The 14,218-nt window shown below is 54.1% G+C and carries 12 protein-coding genes and 1 riboswitch; all 12 genes read left to right on the top strand.

All coding sequences use genetic code 11. The annotated features are described in order from the left end of the window. Window positions 1-210 precede the first annotated feature (210 nt). The 12 genes from HY913_08420 to HY913_08365 all read left to right on the top strand — a co-directional run bounded on the left by HY913_08420 (window position 211) and on the right by HY913_08365 (window position 14,151). Window positions 211-3,192 (top strand): CHAT domain-containing protein, encoded by a 2,982-nt coding sequence (locus tag HY913_08420; protein ID MBI4963287.1) that lies wholly within the window; start codon window positions 211-213, stop codon window positions 3,190-3,192. Between the two features lie 613 nt (window positions 3,193-3,805). Further along, window positions 3,806-4,513: a hypothetical protein gene (locus HY913_08415; protein ID MBI4963286.1), complete on the top strand. Its 708-nt coding sequence runs from the start codon at window positions 3,806-3,808 to the stop codon at window positions 4,511-4,513. 74 nt (window positions 4,514-4,587) lie between these two features. Then, the gene (locus HY913_08410; GenBank protein MBI4963285.1) at window positions 4,588-5,529 is read left to right on the top strand and encodes an OmpA family protein; all 942 of its coding nucleotides are present in this window, start codon (window positions 4,588-4,590) and stop codon (window positions 5,527-5,529) included. 12 nt (window positions 5,530-5,541) lie between these two features. Continuing rightward, window positions 5,542-6,264, top strand: coding sequence for a DUF4384 domain-containing protein (locus HY913_08405; protein MBI4963284.1), 723 nt, complete (start codon window positions 5,542-5,544; stop codon window positions 6,262-6,264). 60 nt (window positions 6,265-6,324) lie between these two features. Next, entirely contained in the window at window positions 6,325-6,693 is a 369-nt protein-coding gene (locus tag HY913_08400) for an antibiotic biosynthesis monooxygenase (protein MBI4963283.1), read from the top strand. A gap of 259 nt (window positions 6,694-6,952) precedes the next feature. Continuing rightward, window positions 6,953-7,140, top strand: a riboswitch (cobalamin riboswitch). 342 nt (window positions 7,141-7,482) lie between these two features. Beyond that, window positions 7,483-8,370, top strand: a complete 888-nt coding sequence (locus HY913_08395; protein MBI4963282.1) for a sirohydrochlorin cobaltochelatase — start codon at window positions 7,483-7,485, stop codon at window positions 8,368-8,370. A gap of 119 nt (window positions 8,371-8,489) precedes the next feature. Further along, a complete protein-coding gene (locus tag HY913_08390; protein ID MBI4963281.1) occupies window positions 8,490-9,509 on the top strand; it encodes an iron ABC transporter permease in 1,020 nt (339 codons plus the stop codon). After that, the gene (locus tag HY913_08385; GenBank protein MBI4963280.1) at window positions 9,502-10,332 is read left to right on the top strand and encodes an ABC transporter ATP-binding protein; all 831 of its coding nucleotides are present in this window, start codon (window positions 9,502-9,504) and stop codon (window positions 10,330-10,332) included. Before HY913_08390 ends, HY913_08385 begins: the two co-directional genes overlap by 8 nt. After that, window positions 10,295-11,158, top strand: coding sequence for an ABC transporter substrate-binding protein (locus HY913_08380; protein MBI4963279.1), 864 nt, complete (start codon window positions 10,295-10,297; stop codon window positions 11,156-11,158). The genes HY913_08385 and HY913_08380 overlap by 38 nt, the downstream gene beginning before the upstream one ends. Before the next feature lie 36 nt (window positions 11,159-11,194). Further along, a complete protein-coding gene (gene cobI, locus HY913_08375; protein MBI4963278.1) occupies window positions 11,195-11,917 on the top strand; it encodes a precorrin-2 C(20)-methyltransferase in 723 nt (240 codons plus the stop codon). Between the two features lie 216 nt (window positions 11,918-12,133). Then, window positions 12,134-13,180: a nucleoside recognition domain-containing protein gene (locus HY913_08370; GenBank protein MBI4963277.1), complete on the top strand. Its 1,047-nt coding sequence runs from the start codon at window positions 12,134-12,136 to the stop codon at window positions 13,178-13,180. A 113-nt stretch (window positions 13,181-13,293) separates the two neighbouring features. Continuing rightward, on the top strand, window positions 13,294-14,151 hold the full coding sequence (locus HY913_08365; protein ID MBI4963276.1) for an arginyltransferase: 858 nt from the start codon (window positions 13,294-13,296) through the stop codon (window positions 14,149-14,151). Window positions 14,152-14,218 lie beyond the last annotated feature (67 nt).

Here is a 14,218-nt window from a genome sequence, read left to right as displayed (position 1 = left end):
GCAAAGGAGCGGCAAGATGAATCCGTGGAAGATTTTAACAGACCGGAAGCTGCAATTGCTTCTCATTTTGTTCATAGTTGCCGCCATCCCGCTTGTCCGTTCAGCTCAATTGACTCCTGCCACCTGTTCCCAACACCGTGGAAAACCTGATATTCCCCGTGGATCGTCCGATCCGAATCCAAATCATGTCCAGACAAAGGGAGGTGTACTGTGAACGCACCAATGCTCCTCAAAAGGAATTTCCCACCCTTCTACATAATGGTCCTGGCAGTTTGTCTTTCATTGGTCTTACCGGTTCAAGCCCTTGGCAGCTCCAGCGGAGGAGGCGGAGGGAAAGGTGGAGGCGGATTCGGCGTCGGCGTGTACATCGGCGGACCTCCAGTCGGCGGCGGCGGATGGACCTACATGGGGACGACGTCTCAACATGAAATCGACAGGGCCAATACCGAGATCATTCCGGACGGGGGATCGACCGGGGGACGCACGGCCGTGGCACAGCCAAAGCCGGTGGAGCGGCCTGTCAAACTGAGCAAGCTCCGCATCGGCTATCTCGAAGATTTGGCCGTGAATTTCGATCCTGAGATGAAGAAAGAGGCCCTTTCCAATCCAGCCAAGACACTGGAGAGTTACCAACGTCTGTTGGCGCAGGCCCGGCAAACAGGCGACAAGAGAGCGGAACAGGCGGCGCTGACCAATTTGGGAGCCCTTTACCTTCTTATCGGGTGGTTTTCCAAGGCCGCGGACACATTACAGCAACTCTTGAATTTGGCCGGAACCGTGGGTGATACCAGACTGCAAGCGCAGGCCCTGAGCAGTTTGGCCGCGGTTATGATCGCGTGGGGAGATTACGCGAAGGCAGCAGAATATGCCGGTAATTCATATTTGATTTATTCCACGGAAAAGGATGCCGTCGGAGAGCAAACGGTTCTCAACAACTTGGGCGTCCTGGAGAAGAATAAGGGTTCCTTTGCAATGGCCCGAGCCAGCTTCAATGAGGCGGTCAAAGCAAGCCCTGGCAACAACAAGCTGCTGGTCGTGATTTTTTCCAACATGGCCAACCTTTACAGGCGATGGGGCTTCCAGACAGAGGCGTCCGATTACTACCAGAAGGCCATTGATGCCGCGAAACAGTTGTCGGATCCTGCTAAAGAGGCGGAAGTCCTTCTTGCCGCGGGTCAGGGATACCTTGACATGGGGAATTATCAGAAGGGCCTTGAAGCTCTGATAGCCGCGCTCAGCGTATCGGCTCAGGTCGGAACTCCTACAGACTGGGCCGCAAAGCTTATAGGTGATGCATATCTTGACGCGGGCATGCTGAATGAAGCGGAAGGTCTCATCCGGCAGGCTGATTACGATTCATCGTTGGGCCGTTTGTATTTGCTGAAATCCGATCCCGGCTCCGCAAAGAAGCATTATGAACAGCTCCTGCGATCTGCCAAGAACGCTGGCAACGCAGAAGAGACTTTTACGGCATATGTAGGTTTGGGAAAGGTTTACGAACTCACTGGGAATTTCGACCAGGCCCGTAGCAATTACTCGCAAGCTGTCAAGATAATCGAGGAGATTCGGTCAGGGCTACTTCCTTCAGAAAGAAGGAACTTCTACGCAGTGACAGTTAACGGTTTCTCCAGGTCGGAGCCTGCCAAAGGCCTGGTACGCATCGCGTTGAAGTCGAACAACGGAACTCAAAGCATTTATCCGAGCGAGCTGCTCCGAGCGAGGGATTTCGCGGAAAACCTTGCCAGGAAGTTTGATTTCGAGGCTTTTGGCGTTCCGCAAGAAGTCTTGGAAAAAGAGGTCGATTTGGAGAACAAAGTGGCCTCTCTGAAGGTCGCGCTCACTGTGTTGCCCAAACAGCTTGAACCGAGGCGGTATAACGATATTGCAAACCAGATCAAGAAAGCTGAATCAGCTACACAAAACCTTACCAAGGAAATTGCCGCCAACTACAAAACCTATGCTTCGGCTCGATATCCGAAGCCTGTTCAGTTGGAGAATGCGCTCATAGGCCCACAAGAGCACGTAATTCTATTTGATGTGCTCGGCGATGGTGTCGGCGCCAGACTCATCAAAGGCAAGAAAGTCGTAAAGACGACGTACGCCAAGTTGCCGGGTTCCGACCTTGAACGGGAAATTCAGGAGTTCAGAAAGCCCTTCGAAACAGTCAAGCTTGATGAATTCGACCCGGAGAGGGCCGCCAGGCTGTACCGGATTCTTCTCGCCGATCTGGTGCAGGATGTTCCGGAAGGGGCCTCAATCACTATTATTCCGGACGGCCTGTTGGCTCTGCTGCCCTTCGAGGCCCTTGTAACGGGCGGCACACCGCAGTGGCAAGGGGGTAAAGGGGGCAAATATCCGACCGGTCTGAAGTATTTTGGCGATCGGCATCCGATAACATACTACCCCTCCATCACAGCGCTCACTTTTACAAGATCGCTGGCGGGAAAAGGCGCACCCGGCGGCCGTACACTTGTCATGGCCGACCCGGTGTTTACCATAGCTGACGCCAGGGCGCAGAGCGCAGGCCCTAACATGAACGTAGCTGCGACCAGCGGTACGGATTCTTTGAGGCTTATGGCGTCAATTGAAGATGAGACCGGCGGGTTCTTCAAGCTCCCCAGACTTGCGGAAACTGAAGGGCTCGCCAAACACTGTAACGAGCAAATGTACGGTGAGAACTGCGAAGCATACACCGGTCTTGAATCAAGCAAGTCCAATTTCATGGCTAACATTGTTCCGCATTTGTTCAATTTCAAATCGGTTGTGTTTGCAACCCACGGCTTTGCTTCGAACACCATACCGGGAATCATGGAACCGACGCTAGCGCTAAGCATGGTTCCTCCCGGAACGGACGGATTCTTGACCATGAGCGAAATAGCCGCGTTAAAGATGAACCCTGAAGTTGCCGCTTTGGTGGCCTGCCAGACCGGGGTTGGAGTGAAACTTCCCGGCGAAGGCGTGATGAGCATGGGCCGAGCGTTTTTGTCCGCGGGCGCAAAATCGGTCGTTATGAGCCTGTGGTCGGTTTCGGAGGAATCGTCGGTCAAGATGATGGATTCCTTCTTCAGGAATTTGCAGGCAGGAAAACCTAAGCTGGCGGCCTGGACCGAAGCCAGGAATTCGGTGCGTCAAGAGGGCTTCGAGCATCCTTTCTTCTGGGCGGCCTTCGTGCTCGTAGGAGAATCGAGTTGATAGGGAGCCGCCTCAAATAAATTGAAAGGCGCTCGTCACCCCATCAAAATCCGTAGCCATATTTTGTATGTCTCCCGTGCTTCGAAAAGGAGCAGAAAGGAGCAGTCCAATGTCCCGGAGAATCCCGACCATAACCCCATCCACAGGTCTTTTCATAGTCGTTTCCGTGCTCGTCGTAACGGGACTAACTGTTGTATCCGCGCAGGCTATGCAGGGAATGCCGGCGCCAAAGAGCCAATCCCAACCGCAGCAGGCACATCAGCCTCAATCCAGCCCCGGCATTGATTGGGGAAAGTTGTTCGGTCCTTTGCTTATGCCTCCAAGGGGTCCTATGGTGTATCCAGGGGGAAATACTCCGGAGCCTCCCGAGAACATTGACCTTTTGTGGCCAAGCGATCCGGGCACAGGACTTGGGATGCCACCAGAGATCCCAAGAATACCGGAACAGCAGGAGCCAACACCGACCGCGACCCCCAGCAAGGGGAATTTACTCAATTCTGGTGGCGGCAATCCAGTGGAGTCGCTGACAGGGCCCGCAACCCCCAAAACTCCGGATACACCAACCGAGAAGACACCGGAAGATCTACTGCAAGGCAGCCCGGGGAATACCCCAATGTCACCTATAGATTTGGCCCAAGAAGGACCCGGCATTATCACGCAGGACGATAGAGGCAACACGTACCTTGACGGTGTATGGACCGGGGGGCCGGATAATCCCGAGAACCCACAACCGAAGTCATCGCAGCCTAAGTTAGGCAGCAATGTGGATCCGAATAATCCAGCGGTAAAGCAACTTATCGAAAATCCGAAAGGCAGTCAGACCACAACACCTCCGCCTGTGCCGCCGGCACCTTTGACTGCACCGCCATCAGTCGCTTCATCAGAGCCGACTAAACCCGCTACGGGTGCGCCACCATCGGTTGCATCATCAGGGCCCACAACAACCACGACATCGCCTTCATCGGCTAAGGCCGGCCTCGACAAGGCTTTGAAGGCAGCGGACAAACTGGACAAACAGGCCAAAGACAAAGGTCTGGATCTTCCCGGGATCGACAATGTCCTCGAACACGTCCCTGGCGGCAAACATTTGAATCCCGCGCGAGAGGTAATCAACACTGGGAAGGACTTCCTTCGCAACATTCAAAAGACTCCGGAGGAGCGGAAGGAATGGGGCAAGCAGCAAATGGAGGAGAAGGCGAAGCCGGTGACGGACGCCTTGAAAGGAATTCGAGAAAAGGCCACGCAGCCGGGAGGATTCATGAACCCACAACAACAACAACTGGAGGACATGGACCTCAAGATGCCGACAGATAACAATTAAGGGGAAACGATTCGCGGGAGTGGGAAAGCTAAGGACGAACCAAATTCGTTAACGAACAAGCAAGCAGGCCCGAAATGAGAAATCACACGAACATGGTTTTGGTCGGGATCTTCTTTTGGATCTTTTGCTTGGTGACAACCTCCATAGCAGACGATTGCGCGAAAGCGAAAGAGACTTACGCATCCGGCGTCCCTCTATCGAATTACGAGCAACGGCGGGCCGTGTTCCAGAAGGCGGTTGATCTATGTCCATCTTATGCGGAAGCGCACGTCAATCTGGCAGATGCTCTGGAGAATCTCGCGAGAGAGCACAAAGGAGACGTGGACCGCTTCAACAGGCTTCTTGACGCGGCTGCGGGGGAGTACGTGCAGGCAATAAAACTGCGAAAAGACCTCTTTCCAGCTTTTCTCGGCCTGGGAGAAACTTTGAGAGTCATGGGTCTTTACGCCCAATCGGAACAAGCGTACCTGCGAGCGCTTCAGTTGAAGCCCGGACATCCTGCCGCGGTTGCGGGACTCGACAAGATTAAGGCGATCAATTCTTTCGAGCACGACGGATTCAAGTCTTCAAGAGAAATTGTGAATCATTTTAAGAAGGCATCTGAGGACAAAGGGCAAGGGACATTGATGGGCTTCAAGAACGAAACCGCGATCAAAGATCGCATCAGATTTAGTAATGTTCTATTTGATGAATGGTCCTTCAACCTCAATCGTCCTGAAGCGCAAAAGCAGCTCAAAGAGATCGGAGAAGCCGTTAACGACCCTGAGCTGAAGGGCAGCATATTCATTATCGAAGGGCACACAGACAATCGGGGCGGCGAAGAGCGTAACATGAAGCTTTCGCTGGATCGTGCCGAATCCGTCCGGAAATACCTTATCGACCAATTCAAAGTGGATGCATCCCGTGTCAAGACGCAAGGTTTTGGGTATTCCCGCCCAAGATTCCCCAATGACAGCCCGGTTCACATGCTGAAAAATCGTAGGGTGGAACTTCTTTTCGTGGATCGCAGCGATTGAAGGGAGAAAGCCATGGTAATTGATAGTAGTTTTAGGGGCGCATGTTCGGTGCTATTTGCGGTGACGTTCGCTTTGGCCGGCGCTTCGGCACTCCTCGCCGCAACGAATAATACCCCGTTTGAAATCAAGACCCAGTTCTTTTACAAAGATGACGGCAAAGAAATCAAGCCACTTGACAATAATTCGGTGCTCAAATCGGGCCAGAACGTAGGGGTCGTCTTTCAGTCTAAAGAGAACTGTTTTGTTTACATTTTTTGGAAAGATTCGACGGGCAACGTGGGGACGCTTTTCCCTAACCCAGGTCTGACCGCGGAAATCCCCCAAGTTATGGCCGGTAAGACCTACTGGCTGCCTCATCAAGACGGGGACAGGTGGTACATACTGGATGACACTCCCGGAACCGAGGTTCTCTACTTTGTGGCAAGCCGCACCAGGAATTCAAGGCTCGAGCAGCTCTCCAAAGCTCTGCTCGCCACATCTTCAGGCACTCAGGCAAATTCAGGCGAAAAGGGTGTTGCTCCATCTCAGGCGACTCAGCCGGCAAATCAGGCTACCGCACGGGAAATGGAACGCGAACTCAGTACTATGGGATTTGCTCAGTACAGTGTTCCGAAAGGAGTTGAGAAAGCGTCTTTTGCCAGTAAGGAGGAAATGTTCAAAAACCTTGAGGGAGTTATTAGGGTATCCGGCGCGGAAGCTCTCATCAAGATTGAATTCAAACATATCCCCAATTGATTCGTTGGAACGGAAATGCGAGCTCGGATTTTACGTCGTTGAGGCAGGAAAGGAGGAGATATGCCCCAATTCGTTGAAATGGATGAAAAGGTTACCATTTTTGCTCAGATGGAAGGAGAGGGCGGCCCGGTCATTCTGATTAACAAATTCAACGTTGCGCCCGATGAAGCGGAACAGCTGCTCCAAGCCTGGGCGGAGGACGCTGCCTTCATGAAAAGGCAACCAGGTTTTATTTCCACTCAACTGCACCGTGGGATTGGTGGCAGTTGCGTGTACATAAACTATGCCGTATGGGAGTCGGTCGCAGACTTCAAGCAGGCGTTTACCAATCCCGAGTTTCAATCTCATTTGAAGAGTTACCCATCCAGCGCAGTGGCGTCGCCTCATCTATTCACGAAGGTCGCAGTGCCTGGGATATGTGTGGCCTAATGCTTATCCGAATACATGAGAAAAGAATATCGTACCTTGTTTAGTGCGATATGGAAACACACGTGCCTTGCACGTGATCAGGGGCCATAGGTTGTGCCGGTAGATTTCGTAAAGCTTTCGTAGAACCCCTCAACCCAGGTCGTCACCCCGGCGAAAGCCGGGGACCAGTATTAGGGGCCTGGATTCCCGCTGGTAACTGAGGCGTTACCTATCTTCGCCATTTTGGCTTGACCCTCTCACTTGCCACAAGGTACAATGCAATCTGCAAAACTCTGCGGGTTCCTCATCGAGGATAAATGGGAATCCTGTGTAAATCAGGAGTGGGCCCGCCGCTGTAACCGGGGACGAAGCCCGTAAAACGCCACTGGGGAAGTCAAATCCCTGGGAAGGCACGGGCTCCAGGGTGATCCGGAAGCCAGAAGACCAGCTCGCAGGGTATCGTTTTCTTGCCGTCGCGGACTCAAGGCAAGAGCGAAGTCATTCGAGGGATAAAAAAGGGCAATCCCCGGCCGAATAGGTACGGGGTTTTTTTGTGGAAGGGGGAAGAGAACTGTGGGGAGGCCCTTTTTGCAAAAAGGGCCTCCCCACACCCCTCCCCAAAAACTCCTGTATATTTGTGGCTTGGGAACATCCGCCGATAGCGGAAGTTCCCAAGCCACAAAACCTGAGGGTCACTTGACACGCTTATCGCGGTTCAGCATCCAGCAGATACCACAGGGAAGATACCGCCCTGAATTACGCCGTTTGCACTTCGGTTGATCAGTGGAAAGTGCAGAAGAAGGGTGCCTCATGAAGAAGATCTTATGTGTCGTCGGCGTCTTAATTGCGGTCAATCTCCTCCTCATCGGCAATGTCAGCCAAGCCAAGCACGGAGAGGAGAAACCGGCAAAGAAGGCCATACTTGTGGTGGCCTTCGGCACCTCTGTTCCTCAGGCCCAGGTAGCATACGAGCAGGTAGATAAAAGAATTAAGGAGATTTTCCCGGCCACCGAGATCTGCTGGGCGTACACCTCGAAGGCCATCCGGCACAAACTGGCCAAACAGGGGACGGTCCTTGAATCGCCGGAGACGGCAATGGCAAAGCTGATGGATGATGACTTCACCCATGTTGCAGTGCTGCCTTTACACGCAATACCGGGCCTGGAATTCCATGAGACTTATGCCAACCTCCGGGCTTTCCAAACAATGTTGGGTGGAATTAAGGAGTTACAGGTCGCTCGGCCCTTGCTGGCATCGCAGGAAGACTGCCGAAAGGTAGCCCAGGCCTTGATCAAACGTGTCCCTGAGAGCCGAAAGCCCGATGATGCGGTGATTTTCATGGGGCACGGCACCCCAAACCATCCGTCGTATGCAGGGTATTACGCTATGAACGCGGCTTGCCAAGCTTTGGATCGGAACGTTCATATAGCCTGCGTTGCCGGTGAACCGTGCTTGGAGGACGTTATCCTAAAAATCAAAGCCCAAGGGGTCAAAAGAGCCTACCTGATGCCGATGATGGCAGTGGCCGGCGAGCACGCTCACAAGGACATGGCCGGGGACCAAAAAGATAGCTGGAAATCCGTCCTTGCGAGCGAGGGGATCCAATGCGAGGCAGTGCTCAAAGGCATAGCCGAGTACCCTGAAGTCGTCCAGGTCTGGCTCGATCATTTGAAGGGAGCATACGAGCGGCTGAAATGAACTATCCGCGGAGAAGGTGATACACGGAAAAGCAAGCTCTCCAAACCACTGTCGATCAGCGCCAATCCCCCAGCGAGGTGATAAGGGCACAGGAGCAGCGGTGGCATCGCCGATTTGTGATGCTGCTGGTGTTACTGACGCTCGGCACGACCGTATCTATTCTGGCCGCGGCCATGTTCGGCCGAATGGAGATTCCCGCTCTGGGTGTTTTCAAGGCCATTGCAGCCGGCTTGGGCCTTTCGAGTGGTTCCGGCCAAGATCCCGTATGGGAGAAAGTGGTTTTCAATATAAGGCTGAGCAGGATTTGTCTTTCCGGTCTCGTGGGGCTCACATTGGCTGCAGCAGGTGCTGCTTTTCAAGGGATTTTGAGAAATCCGCTGGCTGATCCGTTCACTATAGGCGTTTCAACCGGAGCGGCCTTTGGCGCTTCTCTGGCCATTTTTCTGGGTCTTGGCGGCCAGACTTATCTGGGCATGGGGTTCATCCCGTTGGCCGCGTTGGCCGGGGCTCTTGCGGCGCTCTTTACTGTAATAGCCTTAGCCCGCATAAATCGTCAGCTCAGGCCCGAGACCATGGTCCTGGCAGGCATAGTGGTGGCTACTTTTCTGGCTGCGCTCATATCCCTGATTAAGTCACTGGATGAGGAATCCGTGTCAAGCATTGTTTTTTGGGTCATGGGCAGCTTTCAGGGAAGGGGCTGGAATCACGTAGCATTTGCCCTGCCGTACATGGCCGCAGGGCTCGTGCTCATCGGGCTCTATTCCCGAGAGTTGGATCTGCTGTCGCTTGGAGGCGTGCAGGCTCGGCAGCTCGGCGTAAATGTGGACCGAGTTCGCTTGAGGATTTTGATCGGCGCCAGTCTGTTAACTGCCGGGGCTGTGTCTGTTTCGGGTGTCATCGGTTTTGTGGGACTGGTCATACCTCATCTCGTGAGGATGGCCGTGGGAGCCGATCATCGGCCCCTGCTCATACTATCCGGGCTGCTCGGGGCTGTTGCTCTAATATGGTCCGACGTGGCTGCTCGGGTTCTGCTCCCCGGAGGTGAGGAGTTGCCCGTGGGCGTAGTAACAGCGTTGCTGGGAGGCCCTTTTTTCTGTCTGCTTCTGAAGTGGAGGAAGGAGCGCGGCGGTCTTGATTGAGGTACAAGCCCTTCACTGCGGTTACGGGAGCACGGAAGTGCTCAAGGGCATATCCCTCAAAGTGCCCGCGGGAGAAATGGCCGGCCTTCTCGGTCCCAATGGAAGCGGAAAGACCACTCTATTGCTCGCGCTGACAGGCGTGCTCCCTATTCGCTCGGGGAGCATCCGAGTGGAGGGTGTGGATATCAGCCGGCAAGACAGCAGGTGGAAAGCGCGGCTCATGGCTTCTGTTCCGCAGAGGTCTGAATTCGCTTTTCCCTTCAAATGTCTGTCAGTGGTCTTGATGGGGCGCTATCCTCACCTCGACAGTTGGGGTGGATATTCCCCGAAAGACCTGGAGGTAGCCGTCTCGGCTCTGGAAGAAACCAAGATCTCGCATCTGGCTCAAAGATACATCGGGGAGGTCTCCGGCGGAGAGGCCCAGATGGTAATGGTAGCCAGGGCCCTGGCACAAGAAACCGAAATCCTGCTCCTGGACGAGGCAACTTCCAATCTGGACGTGGCACGCAAGGTCCAGGTCTTCGATTTATTGGCGGAGAAGAACCGTCAGGGCGGCACCATGCTATGTGTGATGCACGATTTGAACCTGGCCGCGCTCTATTGTAGGAGGCTCATTTTCCTGAAAAGCGGCAGGGTAGCGGCAGACGGAAAAACTGAGGACGTGTTCAATGACAGGAATCTTTCGGAAATATACGAGACTGAGATCCGAGTCTCAAGGCACCCGATCACCGGCAGTCCGCAAGCGCATTTCGTACCTAATCAGGGCCGCGTTGGTGTTGGCGGTGATTCTGCTCCCGAGTCCGGCGCCGGCCTCGGCCTTTGAGATCGTGGATGACACGGGTCGAACCATTCGACTCGACAAGCCCGCCACAAGGATTATCGCCCTATACGGGGCATATAACGAAATCCTCGCCAGCATGGGCATGGAATCGAGGATAGTTGGAAGGACCAAAGCCGATGTGTCGCCTCCGTCGATAGTTTCCAGACCGAGCATAGGCACGCACATGCGACCGAACGTAGAAATGGTAATGGGCCTCAAACCCGATCTCATAATTCAAGGAGCCGGCCGAAAAGAGGCCATGATGCCTGTTAATCAGTTGAGCAAAGAAGGGCTGACCGTGGCGGTGTTCAATCCGACCAGCTTTGCCGAAATATTTTCAGTCATCGAGCGTATCGGCACGCTTACCGGCGAGCCCGTGGAGGCGGATCGTCTGGTGAGTTCCTTGAAGGGTACGCTGGATAGAGTGAAGAAACGGCTTGCCGCAGCCTCAACGCGGCCGAAGCTTTTTTTCGAGGTGCGTTATCCTGACATCCTCAGCGCTGGAACCAATTCCATAGTCAACGACGTCATCGAGCACGCGGGCGGGTCCAATTGTGTCTCTGTGAAGAAAAAGCTGGTGCGAATGAGTATTGAAACAGTGGTTGCCTGCAACCCGGACTTTTACGTGGTCCAGGAGGGCCCAATGAACCGCAATCCCGTGCCGCCTGGGGAGCGGCCGCATTTTTCCGCGCTTCAGGCTGTGAGAGATGGGCGTGTGCTGACGGTGGACGAGCAGGTTTTCTCGAGGCCTGGCCCACGGTCAGTGGAAGCGGTCGAGCAGTTAGCGACTTTCTTGCACCCTCAGTTAATTTCAGAGGATAAACCATGATTTGTGTAAGCTCGATCTTTCCGAGGAGACGCGGCCATGCCTGAGAAAGCCGGTACATTGTACGGGCTGGGTGTCGGGCCGGGAGATCCGGACTTGATAACGGTCAAAGCCCTGGAAATCCTCAGACGTGTGCCGAACATCTTCGCGGCATCTTCCACGAAGAACCACTATAGCCTGGCCCACAACATCGTGCGCAAGCATCTGCCCAACGCGGACGTTGAACGGATCGCGTTCCCAATGACGACAGACAAGGCGGTCTTGCAGCCTGCATGGGAGAAAGGAGCGCGGCGAGTCCTGCAAGTCCTGGATTCAGGCAACGACGCTGCGTTCGTCACTCTCGGAGATCCACTGACATATTCCACTTTTTGCTATCTTCTCAGGACTGTAAAAAGCATTTCGCCCGAGACCAGGGTGGTTACGGTGCCGGGGGTCACGTCTTACCATGCGGCCGCTGCAGCTTCCAACACACCGCTGACGGAAGGCGAGGAATCGTTTCATCTAATTTCCGGCGCGATGGGCGGTTCGCAACTGCGCAAGATCATAGAGACCTCGGATAATGTGGTAATGCTGAAAACCTACCGGCATTTCGACAACATTTATCAAACGCTTGAAGAGCTGAGCCTGCTCGATCGAGCAGTCTGCATAAGCCGCTGCGGGCTGGATGGGGAAACCGTGGTGGAGAATATCCGTTCCTTGCGTGGCAAAAAGATGCCTTATTTGTCATTGATCATCATAAAAAGGAAAGGCATCGAGTTGTGAGCGTTTGCGCAGCCCGGTTGGGCTCAAAATAGGAATGTCTGTGAGGAGCGTCTTGCGATAAAAGTCTTTCCGGCAAGGCTTTCGAGGAACTGCTATATCCTTCCCGTTGAGCCGCGTGCGCTGCCAGCGCAAGCGGCTCAACGGGCAAGATATGGAGTTTTTTGAAGGGGGTGCGGGGGAAACTCTTTTGCAGAAAAAAGTTTCTCCCGAATTCTTATGGAACGCAACCGCCGTTGGATCATAGTTCCTGTTTTGCTGTCAGCTACAGCCTGCGCGGGCATCGCCGTGGGAATGCTGCACTTGGGAGGGATCGCTCTCTCGCCTGAAAAGGTCTACCAAAAGTTAGTGATCCCGGTGGTTCGTCTTCTTTGCTTTCTGGGATTAGGCCTGCTGGCGGGACAGATGCTGGAAGCCCTGGGATGGATGTCCGCGTTGGCCGGATGGGTTAGTCCTCTGACACGATGGGCGCACTTGAAGGGTGAGAGCGGTGCAGCCCTGGCCACGGGGTTTGTTTCCGGAATCCTTGCGAACACCATCCTCATGAACGCTTACCTCGAAAAGAGGCTCACACGCCGAGAGGTAACAGTAACATATCTGCTTAACGCCAGCCTGCCGACCTTCCTGGTGCATTTGCCTACTACGTTTTTCATTGTAGCTTCTCTCGCAGGGAGCGCGGGCATGTTGTACATGGGTATGGTTTTCGCTGCTGCGTGCCTTCGCGGCGCCGGGCTGCTGATTTACGGCCGCTCTGTGCTCCCCGTGCCGTGCAGTTCCACGGCGACGGGGAACTTGGAGGGCGAGCCCAAGGCCTCTGCAAAATTTGCCACTATTTTGAACAGGTTTCAGTCGAGGTTTGTTCGTGTGGTTCTTTACACAATACCCATTTATGTTCTCGTCTTTCTGGTCAATGAATGGGGTTTGTTCCAATGGTTGCGGCAGGGCTCCGCTGGGTGGATATCAAAGGAGTTTTTCCCCGTGGAAGCTGCCGGAGTGATCATATTTGCGCTGGCAGCGGAATTCAGCTCCGGCATGGCCGCCGCGGGAGCTTTGCTGGAAGCCGGCAGTCTCACCGCCAAGCAGACCGCCTTGGCCCTGATACTTGGAACGATCATAGCCGCTCCCATCAGGGCCGTCCGGCATCAGCTCCCGACCCAGGTTGGGCTCTTCCGGCTGGCAATGGGCACCCAGCTTTTGCTGCTCAGCCAGGGATTGAGAATTTTCAGCCTCCTTGCCGTGGCAATACCTTATGCCGTATGGTGGTGATCTCTGAGGATCTTTCCATCTCTTCAGTGATGAAAAACCGCTTTCTGATGCCAAGTCAGTGGTATAGAATAGTTGGCAGGGCAGAATAGCTCTGAAAAACCGAGTTTTTTCCGATGCACATGGATATCACGAACCCCAACAGCCGGTCTGCGGCCACCGGTGGTCGCATAAGTTCACTTTTTTCCCCGCATTACGGGACGATCCCGCTTGATTTTCTGATGGCCGGGGATGTGCATGCTTGTCCTTACCTGCCCGGCCGAGACGCGAGGGAGGAGTTCTTCCTGGCCGAGGCCTTCCCGTCAGAGCTGTATCATGACTTTATGGATCAAGGGTTTCGGAGATCAGGTCAAATCTTTTACCGGCCCATTTGTGACGGATGCTGGGAATGCCGTCCCATAAGAGTTCCTGCTGCGACCTTCAAGCCCGATAAGTCCCAGAGGCGGGTTCTGAGAAAAAACGCGGAAGTGGAGGTCAGGGTCGGTGCTCCGCGGTTTTCCAAGGAGAAGTTTAGCATATACTCCGATTATCTCTTGCTGAAACACGGCACCCTTCCGGACAGAACTCCCGAATATCTCAAGGAATCGCTTTACCTCTCGCCTGTGAAGACCATCGAATTTGAGTATCGAGTTCGCGGGCGTCTGGTGGGCGTGGGAATCGCTGATTTGTGCTCGCGTTCCTTATCGAGCGTGTACATGTTCTATGACCCGGATTGTGCTTACCGGAGTCTTGGCACCTTTTCGGCTATCCAGGAGATATGGTTCTGCACAGGGCACTCGATTCCCTACTATTACCTGGGCTTCTTTGTCAGCGAATGCTCGGCAATGAGTTACAAGCAGCGGTTCAGGCCTAATGAGATTCTGGATCGGTCCTGCAATTGGATAAGCGGGCAGGATGGAGAGGCCGGGGGAGCAACGAAGTCCGCGGGCCGCTCCTTCAAGCAACGGTCGGGCCTCAGCCCCGGCAAGGATTGACGTCATGAAGCGCGGTACATATATTTATCAGAAGCCAAGATGACAGTGGCTGTTGTTAAACGTTTGA

Origin of the sequence: Desulfomonile tiedjei, from assembly GCA_016212925.1 — a bacterium.
Taxonomy (GTDB): Bacteria; Desulfobacterota; Desulfomonilia; order Desulfomonilales; family Desulfomonilaceae; genus JACRDF01.
Note: the sequence above shows the minus strand (reverse complement) of the source record. Positions and strands in the feature narration are given on the sequence as shown.